The sequence below is a fragment of the Cupriavidus sp. 2TAF22 genome (assembly GCF_052115045.1).
GTDB lineage: Bacteria > Pseudomonadota > Gammaproteobacteria > Burkholderiales > Burkholderiaceae > Cupriavidus.
In genome coordinates this window covers 14,272-37,377 of the sequence record NZ_JBFRFX010000056.1, presented here as the reverse complement: position 1 = coordinate 37,377, position 23,106 = coordinate 14,272, and the positions used below count along the sequence as shown (strand labels likewise).

The 23,106-nt window shown below is 60.4% G+C and carries 24 protein-coding genes; 16 read left to right on the top strand and 8 right to left on the bottom strand.

Annotated features, from left to right (window positions below):
- The coding region (locus tag AB4Z48_RS36420; RefSeq protein WP_441623104.1) for a class II aldolase/adducin family protein at positions 1-362 on the top strand (362 nt) is incomplete at its 5' end.
- 625 nt (positions 363-987) lie between these two features.
- The gene (locus AB4Z48_RS36415; protein WP_441623102.1) at positions 988-2,076 is read left to right on the top strand and encodes a porin; all 1,089 of its coding nucleotides are present in this window, start codon (positions 988-990) and stop codon (positions 2,074-2,076) included.
- 140 nt (positions 2,077-2,216) lie between these two features.
- Here the strand turns inward: AB4Z48_RS36415 and AB4Z48_RS36410 are convergent, their stop codons facing one another.
- Entirely contained in the window at positions 2,217-2,768 is a 552-nt protein-coding gene (locus tag AB4Z48_RS36410) for a helix-turn-helix domain-containing protein (protein WP_441623100.1), read from the bottom strand.
- A gap of 354 nt (positions 2,769-3,122) precedes the next feature.
- Between AB4Z48_RS36410 and AB4Z48_RS36405 the strand changes: the two genes are divergently transcribed.
- The 4 genes from AB4Z48_RS36405 to AB4Z48_RS36390 all read left to right on the top strand — a co-directional run bounded on the left by AB4Z48_RS36405 (position 3,123) and on the right by AB4Z48_RS36390 (position 5,630).
- Positions 3,123-3,908 (top strand): SDR family oxidoreductase, encoded by a 786-nt coding sequence (locus AB4Z48_RS36405; protein ID WP_441623098.1) that lies wholly within the window; start codon positions 3,123-3,125, stop codon positions 3,906-3,908.
- Between the two features lie 15 nt (positions 3,909-3,923).
- A complete protein-coding gene (locus tag AB4Z48_RS36400; protein ID WP_441623096.1) occupies positions 3,924-4,643 on the top strand; it encodes a ribonuclease activity regulator RraA in 720 nt (239 codons plus the stop codon).
- Positions 4,644-4,782: 139 nt separating this feature from the next.
- Positions 4,783-5,349, top strand: a complete 567-nt coding sequence (gene msuE, locus AB4Z48_RS36395; RefSeq protein ID WP_441623094.1) for an FMN reductase — start codon at positions 4,783-4,785, stop codon at positions 5,347-5,349.
- A 116-nt stretch (positions 5,350-5,465) separates the two neighbouring features.
- Positions 5,466-5,630: a phosphoribosylformylglycinamidine synthase subunit PurQ gene (locus AB4Z48_RS36390; RefSeq protein ID WP_441623092.1), complete on the top strand. Its 165-nt coding sequence runs from the start codon at positions 5,466-5,468 to the stop codon at positions 5,628-5,630.
- Between the two features lie 135 nt (positions 5,631-5,765).
- On the opposite strand, the gene AB4Z48_RS36385 is transcribed toward AB4Z48_RS36390, so the two are convergent.
- The 6 genes from AB4Z48_RS36385 to AB4Z48_RS36360 form a co-directional block, all read right to left on the bottom strand.
- The gene (locus tag AB4Z48_RS36385; RefSeq protein ID WP_441623090.1) at positions 5,766-6,311 is read right to left on the bottom strand and encodes a MarR family winged helix-turn-helix transcriptional regulator; all 546 of its coding nucleotides are present in this window, start codon (positions 6,309-6,311) and stop codon (positions 5,766-5,768) included.
- A gap of 90 nt (positions 6,312-6,401) precedes the next feature.
- The gene (locus AB4Z48_RS36380) at positions 6,402-7,388 is read right to left on the bottom strand and encodes a Bug family tripartite tricarboxylate transporter substrate binding protein (RefSeq protein WP_441623107.1); all 987 of its coding nucleotides are present in this window, start codon (positions 7,386-7,388) and stop codon (positions 6,402-6,404) included.
- A gap of 348 nt (positions 7,389-7,736) precedes the next feature.
- Positions 7,737-9,050 (bottom strand): homogentisate 1,2-dioxygenase, encoded by a 1,314-nt coding sequence (hmgA, locus tag AB4Z48_RS36375; protein WP_441623088.1) that lies wholly within the window; start codon positions 9,048-9,050, stop codon positions 7,737-7,739.
- A gap of 2 nt (positions 9,051-9,052) precedes the next feature.
- Complete coding sequence (gene fahA, locus AB4Z48_RS36370; protein ID WP_441623106.1) at positions 9,053-10,381, bottom strand: fumarylacetoacetase; 1,329 nt, start codon at positions 10,379-10,381, stop codon at positions 9,053-9,055.
- Entirely contained in the window at positions 10,381-11,130 is a 750-nt protein-coding gene (locus AB4Z48_RS36365) for an SDR family NAD(P)-dependent oxidoreductase (RefSeq protein ID WP_441623086.1), read from the bottom strand. Before AB4Z48_RS36365 ends, fahA begins: the two co-directional genes overlap by 1 nt.
- Positions 11,131-11,495: 365 nt before the next feature.
- Positions 11,496-12,311 carry an IclR family transcriptional regulator gene (locus tag AB4Z48_RS36360; protein WP_441623084.1) on the bottom strand — a complete coding sequence of 272 codons (816 nt, stop codon included), beginning with the start codon at positions 12,309-12,311 and terminating at the stop codon, positions 11,496-11,498.
- 134 nt (positions 12,312-12,445) lie between these two features.
- On the opposite strand from AB4Z48_RS36360, the gene AB4Z48_RS36355 reads away from it, so the two are divergent.
- A complete protein-coding gene (locus AB4Z48_RS36355; protein WP_441623082.1) occupies positions 12,446-12,778 on the top strand; it encodes an NIPSNAP family protein in 333 nt (110 codons plus the stop codon).
- A 33-nt stretch (positions 12,779-12,811) separates the two neighbouring features.
- Here the strand turns inward: AB4Z48_RS36355 and AB4Z48_RS36350 are convergent, their stop codons facing one another.
- Entirely contained in the window at positions 12,812-13,207 is a 396-nt protein-coding gene (locus tag AB4Z48_RS36350; protein WP_441623080.1) for a MarR family winged helix-turn-helix transcriptional regulator, read from the bottom strand.
- 948 nt (positions 13,208-14,155) lie between these two features.
- On the opposite strand from AB4Z48_RS36350, the gene AB4Z48_RS36345 reads away from it, so the two are divergent.
- The 9 genes from AB4Z48_RS36345 (at position 14,156) to AB4Z48_RS36305 (ending at position 23,096) form a co-directional block, all read left to right on the top strand.
- On the top strand, positions 14,156-14,707 hold the full coding sequence (locus tag AB4Z48_RS36345) for an ABC transporter ATP-binding protein (protein WP_441623078.1): 552 nt from the start codon (positions 14,156-14,158) through the stop codon (positions 14,705-14,707).
- Positions 14,688-15,776, top strand: a complete 1,089-nt coding sequence (locus AB4Z48_RS36340) for a Rieske 2Fe-2S domain-containing protein (protein WP_441623076.1) — start codon at positions 14,688-14,690, stop codon at positions 15,774-15,776. Before AB4Z48_RS36345 ends, AB4Z48_RS36340 begins: the two co-directional genes overlap by 20 nt.
- Positions 15,773-16,561, top strand: coding sequence for an alpha/beta fold hydrolase (locus AB4Z48_RS36335; RefSeq protein ID WP_441623074.1), 789 nt, complete (start codon positions 15,773-15,775; stop codon positions 16,559-16,561). The genes AB4Z48_RS36340 and AB4Z48_RS36335 overlap by 4 nt, the downstream gene beginning before the upstream one ends.
- Positions 16,562-16,798: 237 nt before the next feature.
- The gene (locus AB4Z48_RS36330) at positions 16,799-17,791 is read left to right on the top strand and encodes a PDR/VanB family oxidoreductase (RefSeq protein ID WP_441623072.1); all 993 of its coding nucleotides are present in this window, start codon (positions 16,799-16,801) and stop codon (positions 17,789-17,791) included.
- 18 nt (positions 17,792-17,809) lie between these two features.
- Positions 17,810-18,709, top strand: coding sequence for a 3-keto-5-aminohexanoate cleavage protein (locus AB4Z48_RS36325; RefSeq protein WP_441623070.1), 900 nt, complete (start codon positions 17,810-17,812; stop codon positions 18,707-18,709).
- On the top strand, positions 18,706-19,680 hold the full coding sequence (locus tag AB4Z48_RS36320; RefSeq protein ID WP_441623068.1) for a 3-hydroxyacyl-CoA dehydrogenase NAD-binding domain-containing protein: 975 nt from the start codon (positions 18,706-18,708) through the stop codon (positions 19,678-19,680). Before AB4Z48_RS36325 ends, AB4Z48_RS36320 begins: the two co-directional genes overlap by 4 nt.
- Positions 19,681-19,704: 24 nt before the next feature.
- Positions 19,705-20,682: a Bug family tripartite tricarboxylate transporter substrate binding protein gene (locus tag AB4Z48_RS36315; protein ID WP_441623066.1), complete on the top strand. Its 978-nt coding sequence runs from the start codon at positions 19,705-19,707 to the stop codon at positions 20,680-20,682.
- A gap of 33 nt (positions 20,683-20,715) precedes the next feature.
- Complete coding sequence (locus AB4Z48_RS36310; RefSeq protein ID WP_441623064.1) at positions 20,716-21,522, top strand: crotonase/enoyl-CoA hydratase family protein; 807 nt, start codon at positions 20,716-20,718, stop codon at positions 21,520-21,522.
- Positions 21,519-23,096, top strand: coding sequence for a long-chain-fatty-acid--CoA ligase (locus AB4Z48_RS36305; protein WP_441623063.1), 1,578 nt, complete (start codon positions 21,519-21,521; stop codon positions 23,094-23,096). The genes AB4Z48_RS36310 and AB4Z48_RS36305 overlap by 4 nt, the downstream gene beginning before the upstream one ends.
- Positions 23,097-23,106 lie beyond the last annotated feature (10 nt).

The following is a 23,106-nucleotide window of genomic DNA, read 5'->3' as shown; positions in this document are numbered from 1 at the left end:
TGATCATCTCGCACATGGACACGTGCGTGCTCTATGACGACTGCGCTTTCCTGCCGAAATGGCCGGGCGTTCCGGTGGGTAACGAGGAGGGGGAGATCATTTCGGCGGCCCTAGGCGACAAGCGCGCCATCCTGTTGGCGCATCACGGTTTGCTGGTGGCTTCCTCCACGGTGGAGGAAGCCTGCGTGCTCGCGGTGCTGTTCGAGCGGGCGGCCAAGATGCAACTCGCCGCTATGGCGGTGGGCGAAATCCAGCCGATTCCGGAAGCCCTGGGCCGGGAGGCACATGACTGGCTCCTGAAGCCGCGACGCTCGCAAGCCGCATTCGAGTACTACGCGCGTGGCGTGTCGACTGCGGCTTAATCGCTAGGGCTAAAAAAGCAGGGCCTGTCAGGGCGCCGAGGAGGAGACGTTCAAAAGCAATGCCACACAGGCGCGAGCTACGGGCGCTCCTTTGCTCGCGGCAATCGATGGTAGGTATGAATGCTGTGGTCTCTACGCAAAAACCCCCTGGGGAACTGCGCGGCTTAGTCGGTGCCGTATATCACACCGCGGGGGATGCCCGCGGCTCGCTCGTACTCGACTACGCGTAGGACACAAGATATCGGCGGGAGACTAAACGCAATATTCCCGCCGAATAGCCTATTTCCGCCGGTGCCGATGGCCAAGGACGCAGTGGCGCAGCCCCGTTCCTTGCCCGCCGCGCCCACCAGCCTACAGGTCGATCCCGGTAACGTTCGCTCGGTTGATAAACCTACCGGGCCTACTCGACAACGCAGCGGGGAATTCGCTTGGTCGACCGTTTGTCGAGTCGCCGGTGGCGACGGCTCGTCCGTTGCGACCTTCGGTGGAGAGATTGCAGGAAATGGAGACCGGAATCGTGTCGTCAGTAAAGAATTAGCGACAAAAGCTCATCGCCGCCCCCCCCTATGAGTGCGAGCCATCACCCGCATTCCAAAAAAATAATTAATCGATCAAAGGAGATTTTATGGAGCATCGCCCCCCATCCGGAATGGCTCGTATTGGGAAGCAGCTTGCATTTGGGCTTGCCGCCACCGCGGCAGGTAGCGCTTCGGCATATTCGAATGTAACACTTTACGGCATTGTAGACTCAGGCATTGCCTACACAACCAATGCCGGGACGAGCGGCGGCCAGAGTAAAAGCGTGGTCCAGGTGATTTCCGGCGGTAATGCGGCGGGGCGTTTCGGCCTCACTGGAGTAGAGGATCTTGGCGGAGGTATCTCGAGTGTGTTCACACTTGAGAACGGCTTCAGCGCGGACAATGGAGCGCTGCAACAAAACGAACGTCTATTTGGCCGGCAGGCATTTGTCGGACTCCAGACACCATACGGAATCTTGACGTTCGGGCGACAAAAAGTGCCGATCTACGACTTCTTCTCGTCTCTCGATCCGCTAGCCTACTCTAACTGGTCAATCACTGCACAAGACGCACAATTCATCGGCCGGGCCGACAACTCAATCAAGTACGTTGCTTCCGGTGGGCCATTTAAATTCGATGCTCTGTATAGCACTGGCTACAACACAGTCATCGTAAATGGCGGCGAAATTCCTGGCGAGTTCCGCGTTGGCCAAGAGATGAGCGCCGGTACATCTTATGCGTCTRGAGCACTCGAGAGTGCCTTGGTTTACGAACTTCGCCGCGGCACTTCTGTCGGGACGCAGGGCAATAAGGAGCAGCGCGTTGCCGCCGGTTTGGCGTATAAACTGAGTGGTAATTTGACTTTATTCTCGGGGTATAAGTGGTTCAATAGCTCGATTCCATCGACTGCGGGTCGCTCGAATATGTATTATGGTGGATTTCAATACAGAGTGACGCCAGCCTATGTCATATCGATGGCAACCTATTACACAAATGTTAGGTCTGCCGGCCAGCACCCGATTGATTTTGGGATGGGCGCCGCTTATCTGCTTTCGAAAAGAACCCGCATCTATGTCGAAGCAGGCTACGTTAGAAACAACAATGGCTCGAATCTTGGTCTCGCTGGATTTGGAGTCGGCGTTGTGCCCGGGGCAAATCAGGCGGGCCTCACTGTGGGAGTTAACCACCGATTCTAGGCATCATGGTTGATTGCGACGTGAAGCCCGCACTGCGGCTTCGCGTGCAGCCGCAAGTAGCCGATCAATGCGATCACGGCTGTGTATGTGCGCGCCACCCGCGTGGTACAAGCGAAGCGTCCCACGAGAGTGGGTCGAGGCTATTTCGTTGTGGTCATCAGAACTTCGGTTTGTCCTTTACCCACGCTGCGGATCCGGTGGGGCACGTCTGCATCGAAGTACAGCGCATCGCCGGCCGCTAGGGTGATCAGTTCCTGCGCAAGCTGCACCTCGACGCGCCCCTTGAGTACAAACAGGAATTCCTCCCCTCTATGGGAGAAGGTCGTTTCATCCGGAAATTCACGCGGCGGGTGCATGACGAACGGCTCCATCGCCTTGATCTTGCGCTCCGAAGCAATGGCCTCGTACCGGTACCCGCTTGCCTCGCCTAGGCGCGTCAGCGGTTCGCGCTGGCTCGCCCGCGAGACGCAGGCTATCTCGTTCGCATTATCGTGTGCGTCGCCAAGCAACTGACCGGTTCCCATGCCGTAGGCCTCGGCAATCTTCAGGACGGTCGCGATCGACGGTGAGCTGAGGCCTCGCTCCAGCTTGGAGAGATAGCTCTTCGTCAGCCCTGTCCGCTCAGCAAGCGCTTCAAGCGAGAGTGCCCGCTGGCGGCGGACGGTGCGGAGTCGGTGCGGCAGGTTAATCATGAGCGAGTTCTGGGATAGACGATCTGCACATTATATCAACTGAGCATTTCTCGATGACACGCATTTCGTAGTTGACTCTGTTTGTCCTATAGGACACTATGTGTCATAGCGTGTGCGGCAGCCAGGAGATGGGGTCGCGGGAACTTCCGTTGGATTGCGGTTGCCCGCAGAGCCTGCTGGTTATCCGGCTGGCGCGCGACGATACCAGGCGCCCAAACACTTGAGCGCGGCTGACTGACACCAGCGGAAAGAAGAAGCAGTCAAACATTGAGAGTGGATCCGCGTCGGGCGTCCTGTCGAAGAGCGGAAGCTTGCCGCGGCGGTGTTCCGAATTTACGTTCTATGGAGTGACTTATGCAATTAGGAATCGACAGAAAGGTTGCGTTGGTGCTGGGCGGTGGCGGCGGTCTTGGGCGCGCCATCGCATTGGCGCTCGCGGCGGAAGGGGCAAGGGTCGCCGTGGCCGATCTGAATATGGAAGCGGCGCAGCGGACGGCGTCCGACGTCGAGGCCAATGGTGGGAGTGCGCTGGCTCTTGCATGGGACCTGGCGGACGTCGATTCGATCGATGGTCATATTTGCGCGATTGAAGCACGGTTCGGGCCGGTTGAGATCCTGGTCAACAATACGGGTGGACCGCCGCCAACAACCGCGCACAGCCAGGACCTGAGCCTGTGGAGAAAGTACTTCGAAAGCATGGTGTTGTCGGTCATTGGTATAACGGACAGGGTGTTGCCAGGCATGCGCGCGAGAAAGTGGGGGCGCATTGTCACCAGCACATCCTCTGGCGTCGTTGCACCCATACCTAATCTGGGCATCTCGAATGCGCTGCGGTTGTCGCTTGTCGGCTGGTCCAAGACTCTTGCTCGGGAAGTCGGGACGGATGGCGTCACAGTCAACGTCGTGCTGCCCGGCCGTGTCGCAACCGACCGGATCCGGTTCCTCGACGAGGCGAAGGCAAAACGCGAAGGGCGGTCCGTGGAAGATGTCTCCACGGAAAGTACTGCGGCCATCGCCCTTGGCCGGTATGGCCGCCCGGAAGAGTACGCTGACGTCGTGACATTCCTGGCAAGTGATCGTGCAAGTTACTTGACGGGTTCCATCGTCCGCATCGACGGCGGACTGATTACAAGCATCTAATAATTGGAGCCCCACATGCCGACGAGCCAAGTGCCTGAGCCACTCGCGCCGGCCCTGGTGAAAGCCTTCACTAGCGTTACCACCGCAACGCTGACGACAGTTCTTTCCAAGCTAGGCGTCCACAACACGTGGATACGCGGCGCCCGCCACCTTAACGGCATTGCAGAGCGCATCGTGGGGCACGCGTTCACACTACGTTTTGTTCCTATCCGTTCAGACCTGTCGTTTTCCGAAACGACCCGAACGGCCATCGAAGCAATGCCGGAAGGATGCATTGCCGTTGCCGACGCGATGGGGGTGACCGACGTGGGCGTGTTTGGCGATGTACTGGCAACGCGGATGAAGTACCGTTCCGTTGCTGGGTTGGTGACTGATGGCGCTGTCAGGGATTCTAGTGGTATCCGGCGATCCGGTTTGCCGGTCTGGAGCAACGGCACTGCGGCGCCGTTGCCTACCGAGCGACTAATCCTTGCTGGGACCCAGGAAGTAATCGGATGCGGTGGAGTGGCCGTGTGCCCAGGCGATGTCCTTGTATGCGACGCAGACGGAGTCGTCGTCGTGCCGGCCGGCCTGGTTGATCGCGTCGCGGCGACGGCACTGGAAGTCGAGCAGTTTGAGGGGTGGGTGATTGATCGGGTGGCGGCTGGTGAAGTCTTGCCGGGCCTCTATCCACCAGATGGAGCCGCGACCGCCCGCTTTCAGGAATGGCTCCGAAAGACCGAACTGTCACCATGAATCTCACACTCTCGGCACTGCGATTCAGGCCGGAGCGGGGAGCTTTCGGGCCTGTCGTGCTGTTACGTCCTCCCGTTGCCGGACATGCATGTAGTCGCCTTTGAGGTACAAACCACCGAAATCGACAGGAGGTTTTTACGTGGCTACACCGCTGAGAGTGGTCGCAGTCAATGGCAGCGTACAGCAACCGTCACGCACATATGCCCTGGTGCGTGCGGTACTCGCGGAGCTGGATGGCCGGCTGTTATTGCAAAGTCATGTCGTCAACGTCGGCGATATCGCGCGTCCGTTGGGCGCAGCGCTGTCACGCAAGGAGCTGTCGGCTGAGATTGACCGCGAGTTGGTCGCCATCGAGTCTGCCGACCTGCTAGTAGTGGCCACACCCGTGTATCGCGGCTCTTATCCCGGTCACTTCAAGCATCTTTTCGACTTGGTCGGGCAGGAGGCGCTGGTGGACAAGCCAGTGCTACTGTGTGCCACTGGCGGCAGCGACCGCCATGCGTTGGTACTGGAGCATCAGTTGCGGCCGTTGTTTGGCTTCTTGCAGGCCCTCACGTTGCCCATCGGCGTATATGCCGGTCCGGGAGACTTCCAGAACTGCCAAGTCAGCGGTGCCGCCCTGACAGAGCGCATTCGCCTGGCGGCGGCTCGCGCTGCGGCGTTGTTGGAATGCAGCCGAAAATTAGTGCTGCCGCGCGCGGTTTGAGTGGGGGGGCCTATGTCTCTCGTGAAGCCTTAGGGGCTAATTTTGGTTGGTGAAAAGTGCCTAGTGTCGTCAGCTAACGACACCCAAGCAATCGTGGCGAGACCGGGCAGGCCAACGTGGCGCCGCGCTTTGTTGACAACCACGGTGCGGTTACGCAGACCTGTCCGCTGAACCCGAATGGCTCGTCGGACGGCATCACCTCGGTGGCGACCACCGATGTCCGCTTCACCGTGCTGATGCCGCACCCGGAATGCATGTTCCGTGCCACGACCATGAGCTAGGCGCGGGATGCCTGGAACAGGTGGGAGATGGGGCTAGCGCTTGGGCGCGGATGTTTCGCAACTCGCGGAAATGGGTTGACCAAGCAGGGCGATGCGGCGCGTGACGTCTGAGGGAAAGGGGCGCGTTGGATGATTTTACGCCAGGCGTGCTGCGTGCCTGTCCTGCCCGATGCGAGGGCGTAGCGGCTGCAATTCGGTGGATTCTTTGATGAAATTACGGAATCGAGAAATCAGCGACTCCAATCCACGAACTTCCGAGGAGGATAACTGTGCAAGGATCTCGGCCTGGGCGGCTTCAATCGCGCTGCGTGCGTCGGCATGAAGCCGGATACCTGCAGGGAGCAGGCGTACCCGAACCAGCCTTCGGTCAGTGTCACCGCGGTCACGCGCAATGAGTCCTCTGACCTCAAACTTGTCGAGCACGCGTGTAAAGCAGCCAGGATCAAGGCGCAGTAGGGCGCAATAGTAGGAGGAGTGCCGGAAGGGGTCTTTGGCGATTCCATCCAGTACATAGTACTGTGTGGCTGTCAGTTCCCAATTTTTGAGGCTCTGTTGCAGGTCTCGTTCGAGATGCGTTGTGGCTTGTGCCAGTAGGAAATAGAGGTTGTCGGATATCAAAGCATGTCCATCAGGATGCATCTCGGGAAGGTGTTTTTGTCCGTTCCGGAGGTGGTCGTACAAAGAGTTCCTCTGGTAGCCGGACCAGCAGGCAAGGGATAGTGCAAACATAGGAGGTCAGCCGGCGTCCGACCACCCGACCTCAACGTACTACTATTCCCCTGCCCGGACACCGGCACGGCTGATGATCTCCGCCCACTTTCTACCATCCGCTTGAATGACGTCGGCGAACTGCTGTGGCGTTTGGACGCCTGGCTCGACTCCCAGGGTGGCTAACTCCTTTCGCACCGCTGGTAAGGCCGAGGCCTTGGCCATTGCGTCTATGAGTCTTTGGAGAATTGCCGACGGCGTCCCCATAGGGGCGAAGGATCCGAACCAGGCATAGACTTCATATGAACGCACCACCGATTTCAGGAGTGGCACATCCGGCGTCAATTTGTAGGGTTGTGCACCAGTTACAGCGTATGCGCGAAGCCTATTGGACTTTACATAGGGCGCGAGGGCTGAGGCGGTGTCGAGGATCAGGTCCGTTTGTCCGCCCAACGCGTCAGTGATCGCTGGGTTTCCACCGCGGTACGGAACATGCGAGAGCTGCACGCCAGCCGACTCGCGTAGATACTCCGCAGCAAGATGTCCCAACGAGCCGCCGCCGGCCGTCCCAATAGTCAGCGGGCGCTTCTTTGCCAGGACGATGAGTTGCGTGAGGTTCTTCGCCTCCAGCGATGGGTGTCCCGCTAGCATCATCGGGCCGCGCAACGCCATCCCTAGCGGGATGAAGGAGTGCGCGTCGTATTTGATGTCCTTATAGAGGTTTGGGGCAACGGCTAGAGTACTTGTGCCGCCCCAAAGTAGCGTGTAGCCATCGGGTTTGGCTCGGCTCACGTAGGTGCTGCCAATTGTCCCCGCGGCACCTGGGCGGTTGTCAACCACGATTGCCTGGCCAAGAATGTCTCCCAGGTGCCGGGCGAAGAGTCTTGCGCCAGCATCTGTCGCCCCTCCAGCCGGGAATGGGACAACGAGTGTGACGGGTTTCGCAGGGTATGTTGAGGATTGGGAACGCGCGGGGGTGGCTGCGAGGAGTAGGGCTGCCGCGCAGAGGGCAGCCGTGGTAGTCAGGAAAATCGATCGGCTCTTGAGCATGCTTTTCATTGGTTGACCGTTGGGGCGCCTTATGTCGGCTGGCACTGGCACTGGCGCGGCGGCCGTGTCTTCGGGCCAGAAGGCCGTGTTCGATCTGCACCGCCAGCGAGGCGTCGTCGGCCTTCAGGCCGTCAAGCCTTCGGCGGTGCGGAGATCAAGCTCAATCTCAATTAGCGGTGCGTTCATGGTTCCTCATTGTTCTGTCGCGTGCAGCGTTTGCGAGCTAGGGCGCGGGTGCTCCGGCTGTTGACCGGGAGGAGCCGCGTCTTGCCGCAAACTATCGGCCCGACCGTCGATCTCCCCCTGCGGAGCTTGCCGGTCTTACACCGGCGTGATGGTGCCAGCGGATCATTGGGGGCTGATCTGCGCAGCGGTGAAGCCATGCCAAACCGCTTCGTAATCGGGCTGCAAATGCGGTGCGCTGAGTGCTTGAGCGGTCGGCCGCAAGATATGCCGACTCTCGAGCATGAATGCGAGCGTGTCTTCAAGTCGATGCGGGGCAAGCTCGGCGTTGCTGGCCTTCTCAAAGGTCGCGGCATCGGGCCCGTGCGCAAGCATGCTGTTGTGCAGGCTTACGCCTCCCGGTACGAAGCCCTCCGCCTTTGCATCGTAGACGCCACGGACAAGGCCCATCAACTCGCTCATGAGGTTACGATGGAACCAGGGTGGTCGGAACGTGTCTTCGGCGACAAGCCAGCGGGGAGGAAAAATAACGAAGTCGCAATTGGCGACGCCAGGTGTATCGGTTCCCGAAGTAAGAACTGTATTGATCGAGGGGTCCGGATGGTCAAAGCTCACCGTACCGATCGCCATGAAATGCGCCATATCGTACTTATAGGGCACCAGGTTGCCGTGCCAGGCCACAACATCCAAGGGCGAGTGGTCCTGCTGTGACTCCCAAAAGTGCCCCAAGAACTTGTTGACGATCCGGCAAGGCCGCGATCGCGGTGCCTCGAAGCTGGCGACCGGCGTCTTGAAATCGCGCGCATTCGCAAGGCCGTTGGAGCCGATGGGTCCCAGTTCGGGGAGTCGAAACGGTGCGCCATAATTTTCGCAGACGTAACCACGCGCTATTTTGTCCAGTAGTTGTACCCGCCACCGCATGCCACGGGGGATCACTGCAATTTCTCCCGGTCGTACCGTCAGACGCCCCAACTCCGTGTAGATTAAGAGGCCGCCTTGCTGCGGAACTAGTAACATTTCGCCGTCACTGTTAGTGAAATAGCGATCCACCATGGACCGATCGGCGTGATAGACGTGCACGGCAATCCCTGACTGCGCGTGGGCGTCGCCGTTGCCTGCTACCGTATACGTCGCATCAATGAAGTCCGCGCCCTGGCCCGGCCCGGCCCAGGGATTCCAGCGCAGGCGGTTGGCTGGCGTTGCGACATCGCTGAACGGTCCTGTTTGCCAGCGCGGAACGTCAATCTCTTCCGCCCGGGAGTGCATCGCTGACGGGCGCATCCGGTACATCCAGGTGCGGCGATTATGCGAGCGAGGCGCCGTGAAGGCCGCTCCCGAAAGGATTTCAGCATACAGGCCGAAGGGCGCCTGCTGTGGCGAGTTCCGCCCCACCGGCAGAGCCCCTTTACGGGCTTCGCTGGCAAATTCATTGCCGAAGCCGCTTTGATAAGAAATTCCCGTATCGAGTTCGGTAGCCATGATCAGATCTCTGTGCCGAGCATAAGGGAGGGCAACACTGTGGAACGGCACTCGCCGAAGCCGATGCTGGCAAAGCCCGGCCGCTCACATCGCGCAGTGAATGTAATTTCGTCGCCGTTCTCCAGGAACCGACGTTCTTCCCCGGACGGGAGCCTGAGCGGCACGGAACCACCGCGCGAAATTTCGAGAAGACTGCCCATCGAGGCTTCATCCGGCCCGGATATCGTTCCTGATCCAATCAGATCACCTGTGTACAGAGCGGATCCGTTACTGGTGTGGTGGGCCAGCATTTGTGCGGGTGTCCAATACAACATGGCACTGTCCGAGCGTGAGAGGAGGGCTGGTGGCATGCCGTCAGCCCGCATCTGCTCTGTGGAAATCCGTGCATCGATCAGAATCTGGACAGCGCCGGCGGCCTGATCTTCCGCGCTAAGCAGGTGCTTCAACGGGACGGGATCGACTGGCGGGCGGGGCGCAGCCGGGGCGCGGAAAGGCGCAAGCGCTTCGGCCGTGACGACCCAGGGAGAGATGCTGGTGGCAAAGCTCTTGGAGAGGAACGGTCCGAGCGGCTGAGCTTCCCACGCTTGCATATCTCGTGCGGACCAGTCGTTGAGCAGGCATACGCCAAAAACGTGCTCCCAGGCCTTATCTGTAGGTACCGGCAGGCCCTGTTCGGAGCTTCGTCCAACAAAGAACCCGAGCTCCACTTCGTAGTCAAGCTTCTCGCAAGGCCGAAACGCAGGAGTGTCACTGCTCTGGCTTCGCAATTGCCCGCGCGGGCGACGGACTGGCGCATCGCCAAGCTGCACGCTGGCGGCACGACCGTTATACCCCACGGGAACATACTTGTAGTTCGGCAACAGCGGCTGGTCCGGCCGGAACAAGCGCCCGGCATTCGTGGCATGGTGGATCGAGGCGAAGAAATCTGTGTAGCCGCCAATGCGTACCGGCATCTGTAGGGCCGCCGCAGCCATCGGGACCAAGGCGTCTTCGATGATTCGCCGCGTTGCGGGCGCATCCAGGGCGAGCAATTGGAACAGTTGCAGGCGAAAGGCGGAAAGCGCCGTTTCCGGCCGCTGCATCACTTGGTTGAGCGTATCGTCCGCGCACGCGCGCACAACTTCCAAGGCGGCATCGGAGAAGGCACTCGCCGCCCGCGTGACATCCACAATACGGTCGCCGACGGCCACCCCGCATCGTGCAGGAGCGCTCGATCCGTGCAAACGAAATACGCAGAAAGGGAGGTTCTGAATCGGAAAATCGGTGTCCGGTGTGTTCGCCGATTCCACCCAGCTTTGTACCGAGGCATTATGCGTGGGGTTCAAGATGATCACAGCGTGAATCCTCCATCGATAACGATGCGTGTTCCTGTGGCTGTTTTGAGCTGTGTCGCGCATGCCAGTACGGCGTTGGCGACATCGTCGGGTGTGACCACGCGGCCAAGCGGGGTCGCGGCGGCCTTGCGCTCTAGTTCATCACGGGTGCGGCCTGCGACAAAGTCCGTGTCCACGGATGCGGGGGCCAATGACAGGAAGCGGACGCTGGGCCCGAAGACGCGCGCCAGCGACCGGGAGGTCGTTTCCAGTGCCGCTTTTGCTGCGCAGTATGCAAGGTTGCTGCCGGAGCCGGTCGCTGCGGACACGGACGAAACGTTGACCACGACGCTTTCCGTTCCCTTCTTGAGCAACGGAAGCAATGCACGGGTCAGTGAGAAGGTTCCGCCTGCGTTCGCAATGAGAATGTCGTTGTAAAGGCGTACGTCCATGCGCTCGAGATCGGCGTGAGCCACACGCTCGGTGCGGCCCGCGGAATTCACGAGGATGTCAACGGCACCAAACTCCTTGTCCAGGTCACGGGCCAAAGCTTCGTGCGAAGCTGGATCTTCCAGCGGAATATGCGCGACAGAATGGCCATCGCCCGGCAGCTCCGCGCGCAATGCCTCCGCGCGCTCTTGCCCTGCGTTGTAACCAATTACGACCCGGGCGCCCTCTTTCGCCAGCAACCGCACGCAGGCGGCCCCGATGCCGCTACTGCCGCCAGTAACAACAGCAACTTTGCCAGCCAAAATTTGAGATTTCATGGATAAGCCAGGTTTGATGGAGAAGCCAGAACGGTAGAGATGGCACCGCTAGTGGTCCCACTGTACTGGGCCCCTCCATCGCGTACGTACGGAGTTTCCATTTAACGGACATTGCTTTCCGGCCAGGTCACGTGGCGCGCTGTCGGTCGCGTACAGTACCGACATGAGAAGACAAGCCGATCGTGAGATTGAGCGGCAGGGAGCTACCGAGCTGGGATCCCTTAAGCGCGGCGTGCATAACGCCACCTACAACGGCAGCACCAAGATGGGTGGCAAAGTGGAGCGTGACTGGCGGCACGCTCCCCGTTTGCAGACCGTATATCGCTAGCCTGTATTGTCAAAAACAAGGCGAGCCTGTGCCGGCATTAGTTCGCCGCTGACCCGCCGGTTTTCCAACCGCTACGCCTGCTATCCCCAATGCGACGCTCCATGGTTCCACACGCATCCAGAAGAAGTCCTGCAATTCTTTCAATGCGTTGGGCAGGCATACGGTGCGACAGTGCTGAAACGCTGAGAGCCCCTAGCGGGCGGCCGTTAGAGTCGCCAAACGCTAGTCCGACGGCGGTAACGCCGAGATTAACCCTGTCGTGGATAACAGAGAACCCGCGTTCGCGAGTGGCATGGCACGCCGACTCCAGATCCGGCGGTGCTTGTCTGCCCGTCACGCACATTCTCGCAGCGATGCACTCAATGATTGCACTACGCTCGGCCTCGTCCGTGGCGGCGAGTATCGCCAGTCCGCCAGCTCCAATGCCAAGCGGACGCCTGCTACCAACATCCAAAATCAGTGCGCGGATGGGAAACGAGCCCTCGATGCGATGCACGCAAACTGCTTCAACGCCACTGCGGACGACAAGGTAGACCGTGTCGTTGGTTGTTGACGCGAGTGTCCGCATGGCGTCGTCACAAGGGTCGCGCAGATCGTACATTGTCGATGCAGCGATTCCGAGTTCATACGCAAGCGGGCCAAGCCGGTACCGTTTGAGCTCGTCGTTGCGGGCGACAAGCCGTTCATGAACGAGCTGGCGGAGCACCCTATGTGCGGTTGGGTGCGGCAACTCAGCCCTTGCCGCGAGTTGCGTAAGGGTGAGTCCGCGCTGGCCGCTTGAAGCAAGAATCTTGAGAAGCAGTACGCCCCGCTTCAAGGAGCCGGCGTCCGCCACACCTGAGCTATCGGCCATGTATGTGTCGCTCCAGAACAGTAGCAGGGGGCGGCCGCTCGGGTCTCGGACGGTTCATGTTCGGCTGTCGGACAGACCATGGGCCGTTGATCCTGATCTGGATAAGAATGCAAACACAAACAGTCGGAGTACACATGATCGTCGAGCAGCGAACTTATACCACCCATCCCGGAAAGTGGCGTCAGTATTTGGCCCTGTATGAGCACGAGGGGTGGGCGATCCAGCATCCCATCTTGGGGCGCATGGTTGGCTACTATCACACCGAGTTCGGACCCTTGAACCAGATCGTGCACCAATGGGCGTACGACAGCCTGGCAGAGCGTGAAGAACGACGCAGTACCCTCGCGGCGGATCCGCAATGGCAGGCCTATGTTGCGAAGATGCTTCCGCTTCTGGTAAGTCAAGAATCAAAGATCCTTGTGCCGGCCAGCTTCTTCTCGCCGCGTTGGCAAGAGTTCGCCGAGTAGCAAGCCGGCGGATTGTTGGATTATGGCGCGTCGTCATACTTCGACCGGCGCCACCTTGGTGAGCAAGGCCAGCAGTTGCGCGCCTTCATCTGCGCCTAATCCTGAGGCAATGTTCTTTTCGAATGCCTGGATAGAGGCGTGGTAGCGCCTTAGGTCGATATCACCGCGTTCCGTAAGTTGCAGTGCATAGACTCGCCGGTCCGAACTCTGGGTCCGCTTTGCAAGCCCCATTCGCTCAAGGTCGTCAACGACCTTCACCACACTTGGCGCGGCCACATTGAGCAACCCGCCTAGCGTCGCCTGGCTGATGCCCGGATTGGCTCCCACCGTGCACAGGGCTGCAAAGCGCGCCGGGGAGAGCCCGGGGTCGAGATGCCGCGAGAGCGCTTCATCACACCTTACCTGCGTGCGCTTGATCGCATAGGCCAACGAATTCCGAAGGAGATCTTCGTACTCTCGCGGCTCCTGCTCCTCCGTCTTTAGCCCTTCACCGGTCGGGACCCCAGTGCGATTGCGCGTGGGAGCTGCCGACTGAGGGGGGGCAGGACTGGCTGAGGTGTGAGCTTTTGACGACACGGCTTACATATCTTCTGGGTGGTCAGGCTCATAGTCTAGTTGACTAAGAATAATTAGCCAACTATATCGTTATGTAGGTGATGTATAAATAGACTGGCAGTAGGCAGATCGCTTCTTTTGCGCACGACTGGGCGTATATGTGACCCATGGAGTGCCGTGGCGGTGCGCTCGACTGATCACTCTCGATGGCTGCTTCTCGCAAAAATGGGATCGTCAGGGGGGCGCCGAATGAAATCTTGTGCCTTATGCGAGGGAATTCCATCCTGGCGGAAGAGTCGGTCCTTGGCAGGCCGACTCTGGCCAACGGGTCCACTAGGGCGGCACGCGCCCCGGAGTGTCAGGCGGGCAAAAGCGTTCACGTCGAAAACTTGGTGCAGAGCTTGGTGGCGCTGCAGTCACGAACTGCCATGCGCCGTAGTTGTGACGCGTAGACATGCCGATCCGTGGCTGGGGTGCGCTTGACCACGTCCAGCCGCTCGAGCTGATCGACGACCCTAACGATGCTTGCGCCAATCGCCTGCAGGGCTGAGATGCATCGGGAAACCTCCAGTGCGCCGACTCGAAGATTGTAATTGACGACCTATCATTCTCGAGCTAAATTATGCATAAGCTAATCATTAGCTAGACTATCTAAATCGCATGAATGGCCAGCGTTGCGGGTGGCATTGCTTCGCCCGAAGCCTACGCAAGTGGTGTCCGATCAGTGGAGGCATCGGTACGCGGGCAGTAAGGCATCACCAACACTGACACAGCACGCCCAATACCATCAAGGAGACAAGATGAACCACTACGAGGCACAGCTTGGCACGCATTCCTGCGGGGTGCCAGGGGTTTTCGAACCTGCCCGTCGAGGGAAATCCTTGTGGCAACTGCCAGGCCAGCGTGTCGCGGCCGTGGTCGTCACCGTGGACGCTCAGTCGCGTGCCCGCGTTCTTCCCGCGGCAGCATGAATGCTGCACAAGCCTGGGCACCGAACCCTGCAACGGTGAGCAGCAGATGAGAGCCGTCGGCCGTACCTCGATGACCAGCTCTTATTTACTGGTGCTCGCTGAACCCGCTGAAGGCTTGCCCCGCATGGTTCGGGCGGAAAGCTGGATGGCCGGGTGCGAACGGAAGGCTGAAACCCTGTCGACGATTGTCGTCGAGAAGAACCTCGGTCCGCTGTGCAATCTCGCTGATCGTCATTTCGTGCTGGAGAAGGGGCGGGTCGTCAGGGCAGGCGATTCCGACGCGCTCCACACCGTTCCACGCGTCGCTCACTATTTCTTGGGCGTCTGGTCCCTGCCAGGAAAGCGCGTGGCCTTGCTACCTGACCCCAATGGAGGAGAAACCCATGAGCTTCATTCAGAATGACTGGTACGTTGCGGCGTGGCCGCACGAGGTCACCAACAAGCCGTTGGCACGCCGTCTCGGCAATCAGCCGGTTGTGCTGTATCGCGAGCAGAGCGGGCGCGCCGTCGCGCTGCTTGACCGCTGCCCGCATCGTGGCGCACCGCTTTCTCTGGGCGAGGTCACGGCCCACGGAATCCAGTGCAACTATCACGGGTTGGTGTTTGGCGACGACGGCACGTGCCGTGTCGTTCCCGGACAGGACCGCATTCCCGCGAAGAATTGCGTCAAGTCCTTCCCGCTGATTGAAAAAGACGGATTCCTCTGGATTTGGCTGGGGGACGTCTCCAAGGCCGACCCGGCGATGATTGTGGATTACCCATACCACAACGACGCGAAGACCTGGCCGAGGAAGTGCGGAATGATGCGTGTCAAGGGGCACTATATGCTGATGATCGACAATCTCATGGATCTGACGCACATCGGCTACATGCACAAGAACACGATCGGCAGCGGTCCTGCCGACGAGTACGTGAATGCCATCATGAACTCGGAGCGGACCGCCCGTGGCGCCAAGTTCACGCGCTGGCTGCTGGATCACACCCCACCCGCGACCTACGTGGCTGCGGGCGGGTTCAAAGGCAAGGTCGATCGCTGGCAGGAGTTTGAGTTCATCGCCCCAGGCAATGTGCTCATGTACACCGGAGGCAAGGATGCTGGCACTGGGGCCTACGACCGCAACGAGCGCGAAGGCGGGATTCAACTGCGCGTCTTCCACGCGTTGACGCCGGAGACGGACACCACCTGCTTCTATTTCTACTCAACGATGACGGGGTACAAACAGGACGAGCCGAAGACGAGTGAGCTTTACCACGATGCAATCGTGCGCACCTTTAAGGAAGATGCCGACTTCATCGAGGGGCAGCAAGAGCGACTGTCGGAAATGCCTGATCCGCAGATCGACACCATCCACGATACCGTTCGCGTCTATGTCCGGCGGCACTACGACGCGCGCATGACTGACGAGGCGCAAGAGGGCGCAGGGCAGCGCGCGTCGGGGACGATCTCCGCGTCACCCGTGAGGCAAGCATGAAGCTGAACATCAACGGCGTCGACCTGGCCTACGAGGTGCATGGCAGATCCGGGCCGTGGGTCACCTTTAGTCATTCGCTCGGATGCACGCGGCGCATGTGGGAGCGCCAAATCGCAGCGCTGTCAGCGAACTACCGCGTGCTGGCTTACGATCTGCGCGGGCATGGTGAGAGCGGCAGCGACGCAAGCCCTGGCTCCCTGGCTTTGCTCGGGTCCGACCTTTTGGCTCTCCTGGACCATCTGGGCATAGCGAGCAGCCATCTCATCGGCATCTCCGTGGGAGGAATGATCGGGCAGACGCTCGCAATTGAGGTACCCGACAGAGTCGCGAGCCTGGTGCTGGCTAACACTACTGCCTACATGCCGCCTTTGGCCGTCGAGATGTGGGGCGAACGTATCCAGCTAGCCGAGGACAGAGGTGTCGGCGCTCTTGCGCTGCCTTCAATGGAGCGATGGTTTCCACAAGCGTTCCGCGAAGCGAACCCAGACGTTATTACGCGGCTGGCGAAAGACTTTGCGGCCACGTCGCTCCAGGGCTATATCACTTGCGGCCAGGCAATCATGGGGCTCGATACGCGCGAGGCGCTGGCCAAGATTCAATGCCCTACGTTGATTGTCGGAGGCACGGAGGATCCAGGCGCACCTGTAGAGGCCCTGCACCAAATGCATAACCAGATCCGGGGCTCTGAACTTCTGATCCTCGAAGGTGCGGGGCATCTTTCCAACCTCGACAAACCGATGGAGTTCACGGCAGAGGTCACCCGACACCTGCTTTATTGCGCCTGACTCTCAGGTACCCAATAAAATTCTCGACCCGCGCGCCAGCGGACTGGCAGCGAGTTAGAGGGCGCTGACGCATTCGGCGGGCGGCCAAACGATCGGGTACATCAGGGTAAGTCCCGGTCTCGCATCCCGCCGAAGACATTGACAGGAAGCCATCGGTCCGAAAAAATAGTTCACCTAGTGAATAAATAGCTAAACTAGTAAAAACGTAGTGAATGGATCTCTATGAAGGGCAGCGGCATGAATACCAAATCTCAATCCACGAATCAAGGCGAGCTCATCCCGCTTCGGGTCGCGGCCCGCTCGAGCGAAGCCGAGGATATTGTCGCGTTTCGACTGGTGAATGCAGCGGGCGGGGATTTGCCGGGTTTCGAAGCGGGCGCGCACCTTGATGTCCATACCGGCCCGGGGCGAGTTCGTCAGTACTCACTGTGCAACCCTGGCCCATCCGTCGATCACTACGAAATTGCCGTACTAAAGGAGCCGGCCTCACGCGGGGGATCCACCTTCATGCACGACGCCTTGGCTGTTGGCTCGGAAGTCCTCGTCAGTCGTCCTCGCAACCATTTTGAACTGGTGGACGGAGCGCCAGTACTGCTGTTCGCCGGCGGGATCGGAATTACACCGCTGCTGGCCATGGCTAAGCAGTTGTCCGAGCAAGAGAGGAGCTTCGAGCTTCACTACTGCGCTCGTAGTCGCGCGCGTGCGGCCTTCCGGGCGCGGCTCGAGGCGGCGAGCTACGCCGACAATATCCATTTTCATTTTGACGACGAAGATTCCTCCCAGAGACTTGACATCGCTTCGGTGCTGGCGCGTGCCACCCCGGAGCATCACGTCTACGTCTGTGGTCCTGGTGGCTTCATCCAGCATGTCTTAGACGGTGCTCTCCACGCGCAGTGGAGCGAAGATCATCTTCATCGGGAATTCTTCTCCGCTCCGACCGCGCCAGCGGGCAGGGTGACTGACACTCAATTTGAGCTCGAACTGGCGCGCAGCGGCCGGCGTTTGGTGGTGCCCGCTGAAAAGTCGGTGCTGGCGGTTCTGGCCGAAGCCGGAGTCGATGTAGCCGCTTCGTGCGAGATGGGGGTGTGCGGAACGTGCGTCACCCGCGTGATCGACGGTACGCCGGACCACCGCGACGTCTACCTTACCGACGCAGAGCATGTGCGGAACGACAGCTTCACGCCGTGTTGCTCGCGCTCACGCTCCCCGCGCCTCGTCATAGATCTGTAACGAACAGGAGAGAGACCCATGAATAAGCCAAAAGTCATCGTCACCGTCGCGCCCACCGGGGGCATGGCTAGCAAGAAGCAGAACCCAAATCTTCCGACGCGCCCCGAAGAGATCGCGGAAGACGTTTATCGTTGCTACAACGCTGGTGCCAGCGTCGTGGCCGTACATGCGCGCCGTGAAACGGATGATGAGGCGACTTGTGATCCGGCGGTGTATACACGGATCAATCGATTGATCCGCGGCAAATGTGACATCGTGCTGAACAATTCCACGGGAGGCGGCATTAACGGCGACATGATTCGGCCGGCGACCGACGGACTCTGGGAGCAGATCTTCGAAGAGCGGATGCGCGGGATGGATGGCGAAGGCGTCGAGATGTGTACCCTCGACGCGCAAACCGTGGTTGCCAGCTTCGGTGGGAAGGAGATTCTTGCGCCGACGACACCAACGCGGACGCGCCTACTGGCGGAGGGAATGAAGGCGCGGGGCATCAAGCCGGAGTGGGAGGTGTTCGGGCTGTCGGATATCGTTCAGGATGTCTCCCGGGCGCTGAAGGAGGGCTTGGACGAGCCGCCGTACTTCGTCAACATCGTTCTTGGCGTCAATGCGTTCCAGGGCGCGCTGCCCTACACGCCGCAGATTCTGCAGGCGATGGTCGATCACCTGCCCAAGGACAGCGTCTTCAATGTTAGTGCAATTGGCCCGGCACAATTGCCGGCAACGACGCAGGCGCTGCTGCTCGGCGGGCATGTACGGGTGGGCCTGGAAGACAATCTGTACTACTCGCATGGCGAGCTGGCCACCAATGTACAACTCGTCGAGCGGATGGTGCGCATCGTGCGTGAGCTCGGCGGCGAGCTGGCCACCCCGGCTGAGGCGCGCGAGATCATGGGGCTGCGGCCGCTGCGGTGCCAATGATGGCCTATTTGCGACCGCAGGATATACGACGGGTTGCTGTCATTGGCACAGGCACCGTAGGTGCCAGTTGGGCGGCGTTGTTCCTGGCCCGCGGCATGGACGTTGTGGCACACGATCCGGCGCAGGGCGCGGAGGCCTTGACGAGGGAGTTCGTGCAAAAAGCGTGGCCTGCGCTTCGGGATCTTGGCATCGCCCACACGGAGCAACCACCTCTGGAGCGGCTTAGGTTCATCGACGCCATCGCTGAAGCCGCGCGGCAGGCCGACCTCATCCAGGAGAACGTTCCCGAAAGGCCAGAGTTAAAGGCGCGTGTGCTGCGCGAGATCGACGGGGTATCGGGCCCAGACAAGATCATCATTTCGAGTACCGGCGGAATTACGCCATCGGCCCTGCAGGGGGCATGCCAGCAGCCGCAGCGACTGGTCGTGATGCACCCGCTCAATCCATCTCATCTGATCCCACTGGTGGAAGTGGTTGGAGGGCGGCTCACCGCAACTGCGGTCATTGACTGGGCGATGGATTTTGCCAGGTATCTCGGAAAGCAGCCCATTCGCGTCAACGTTGAGGCTAGCGGGCACATGACCAATCGCCTGCAGTTTGCCCTCGTGCGCGAAGCGGTGGCTTGTCTCGTCGATGGCGTCGCCAGCGCGCGCGATATCGACGCGGCCATCCGTTACGGCCTGGGTCCACGTTGGATGCTGATGGGCCCGCTGCTGACGATGCATCTTGCCGGCGGGCCCAGCGGCATGAAAGGGATACTGGACCACGCCGGTGCGGCGGTGGAAGACTGGTGGACCCCACGATCGCAGCCTCGCTTGACCCCTGAGGTGCGAGCCAAGCTCGTGGCAGCGGCCGAGGAGGTGTCCGACCGAGCCAGTATCGATGACTGGATTCATTGGCGCGACGAGAACCTCGTGGGGGTCATCAAACTGCAGCGGTCCGGCCAGGGCGGCGAGCCCAGCTCGAACTAGCGCTTGCCATACAACATAGGAGACATGATGAAGATGAGGCTGAACCGTCGCCAACTGCTTAAGCTCGCCGGGGCCGCTTCCGTTTTGTCGACCGGCCTTGCACAAGCTCAAAGTCCGGTCGGGCGAATCATCGTCGGCTTCCCGCCTGGCGGCACGCTGGACGTGCTGGCCCGAATGCTGGCGCCGCAGTTTGCCAAGGGGGGCATGACGGCGGTGGTCGAGAATAAGCCCGGCGCATCCGCGCAGCTCGCGGCCGCAGCCGTCAAGCTGGCGCCTCCGGACGGGTTGAGTCTTTTGTTGACGCCCACTTCAGTCCTGTCGCTCACCGCGCAATTGTTTCGCAAACCGTTGGTCCATCCATTGCTTGACCTAAAGCCGGTGGGCGCTGTGTGCGAGCATCCCTTCGCCTTTGCCGTTAAGGGGGACAGCCCGATCAAGACCATGTCGGAATTCATAGCCTGGTCCCGGTCGAGCCGGAAGGAAGCCAGCCTTGCACATCCAGGTGCTGGAACCTCCCCTCATTTCTTGGGAATGGTGCTTGCCAAGGAGGCGGGCATTAAATTGGGCTATGTGCCGTACCGAGGGACGGGGCCTGGTTTGCAGGATCTCATGGGGGGGCAGGTGGATTCCACGATGAACGCCTTGCCCGCGATGGTCGATTTTCATAGAAGCGGCCGGATCCGGATTCTCGCCACGACGGGAGCGACCCGGCTTGTGTCTGTGCCGAACGTGCCGACGTTCACGGAGCTCATGATGCCGGCGCTCGAGTACGCCGAGTCGTTCGGGGTGTTCGTGCATGCCGCCACCCCGGCGCCTATGGTCGAACGTCACGAAGCCACGCTGCAGCGGGCCGTCGCCAGGGCGGAGTTCGCCGAAACGGCCAGGAAGATGGAGTTGCAACTGCGGGGTTCGACGGCAGCGGCCTACCAGCGCCTGCTCGAAGCGGACTACAGGCGATGGTCGCGCATTGCCAATGAGTCTGGCTTCACCCTTGACGCATGAGCGAGTACTTATACCTTTACCCAGGAAGCATAAATGAACAATTCCCAGAACAACTGGCCCGTGCCTTTGCCGAATTGCGTCCGCGTTGAGCGCCGGGACAACATTGCCATCGTCACCTTGAACCGGCCGGAGAAGCGGAACTCACTGAGCGATGAACTGGTGCTGGGTTTGCAGACGTTCTTCGCCAGCATTCCGCGGGATGTGCGGGCAGTCGTGATGACTGGTGAAGGAGAGCACTTCTGCGCAGGCCTCGACCTCAACGAGATCAAAGAGGCCGGCACCAGTGAGAACTTCGAGACCTGCGCCATCGGTCAACGTCTCAATGAAACGGTACAGTTCTGCAAAGTACCGGTGATCGCGGTGCTGCACGGCGCGGTGATCGGCGGTGGCATGGAACTCGCCGCGGCCGCACACATCCGCATCGCCGAGGCAAGCGCGTACTACGCGCTGCCAGAGGGAACGCGCGGCATCTTCTTGGGCTCGGGAGGCTCGGTTCGCCTGCCTCGGCTGATCGGCCCATCCAATGTCATCGACATGATGCTATCGGGCCGGGTCTATGATGCGCAGGAGGGGCGGAATTTCTTGGGCTTCACGCAGTATCTCGTTGAAGATGGCGCCGGCATGGAGACGGCCCTGGCCGTGGCGGAGAAGGTGGCAGGGAATGCACCGCTGGCAAATTATGCAGTGATTCAGGCAATTCCCCGCATCGTCGAGCAGGAGCCTTCGAACGGCCTGTTTACCGAGATGCTGATGGTAACCCTGGCCCAGGCGGATGAAGAGGCCAAGCGCCGTCTGCGCGACTTCCTCGATCGCAAGGCCAACAAGGTCGTACGGCAATGATCGATCTCTACTCCATGCGTACTTTCGGCGATGTGTTGTGCGAGGCCGCATCCGCCTGGCCGACGAAGGTGGCGTTTGAAACGTTGGACGGACGCGCCGTTACCTTTGATGCGTTCAACCGCCGTGTTAATGCGCTGAACAACGCCGTGGCGGCGCTCGGGCTCAAGAAAGGCGCGCGGGTAGCCGTCCTGTCGAAGAACCGGCCGGAGTACATTGAAGCCTACGGGCTGAGCAAATCGGGCTTCATCGTGGTCCCGCTGAACTGGCGCCTCGCGTCGGGCGAGCTGACGAATCTGGTGCGTCACAGCGCGCCGGAAGTACTGATTGTTGACGAGGAGCATCGCGCCGTGGCCGAGTCGCTTCGTAGCGAACTGCCCGGCGTGGCGCACTACATCCTGCTAGACGAACCGAACGGTTTGCCGGCCGGCTGGCTGGGCTACGACGCCTTGCTCGCCAGCTCTCCCGACACCGAGCCGGTCAATTCGGCGTTGCCGGAAGATGTGTTGTGCCTCATCTACACGAGTGGAACCACGGGCGCGCCCAAGGGGGTCGCCATGACGCATGCAGGCGTCACCGGCAACTGTGCCGCTGCGGCCCAGGAGCTCGCGCTGACGCAAGAGGACATCACGATGGCCGTCATGCCGCTCTTTCACGCGGGCGGCATGTGGTACCACCTGTTTCCTAGCTTTGCGTGCGGATCCTCGACGGTGGTGCTGGCCGAGTTCGACCCGGGAACGATCTTGCGCGAGCTCGAAGCCAGACGTATCACCAATGTGCATCTGGCACCAACGATGATCGCGGCCTTGCTGGCGCATCCGTCGGCGGCCTCGGCCGACCTCGGGAGCGTCCGGATGCTGTTCTACGCTGCCTCGTCGATGCCAGCAGAACTGCTTCGCCGTGCCATGCAGACCTTTCCCCGCTGCGGCTTCGCGCAGGGCTACGGCTCCACCGAAGCCGGCGTCGTGACCATTCTGCGGCCGGACGACCACCGCCGTGCCATGCAAGCGCATGGCGAGCATCTGCTCGCCTCCTGCGGGCTGCCGTATCCGCGCCGTCTAGTGCGGCTCGTGGATGACACAGGGCGGGACGTCCCACTGGGGAGTGTCGGCGAGGTAGAGGTCCGCAGCCCCAATTTGATGAAGGGCTACTGGTTGGACGAAGCAGCGTCCGAGCGAGTATTTCGTGCCGGCTGGCTAAAGACTGGCGACTTGGGGCGGTTCGACTCGGAGGGCTTTCTCTACATCGTTGACCGAAAGAATGATCTTGTAGTCACTGGCGGCGAGAATGTTTTCCCGACGGAGGTGGAAAGCTATCTGTATCGCGATCCGGATGTGGCCGAGGCTGCGGTGTTTGGTATTCCTGACCCGGTCTGGGTAGAGAAGGTCGTTGCCGCGGTGGTCTTGCGACCAGGATCATCCGCGACGGGCGCCGAGCTCATCCGGCGACTGCGGACCCAGCTTGCGGCCTACAAGTGCCCAAAGGAAGTCTTTGTCGTGGGCCAGTTGCCAAAGAGCGCCGTCGGCAAGGTCCTTCGCAAGGAGCTGCGCAAGCAATACGGCGATGATCACCAATAGCAATGAATGG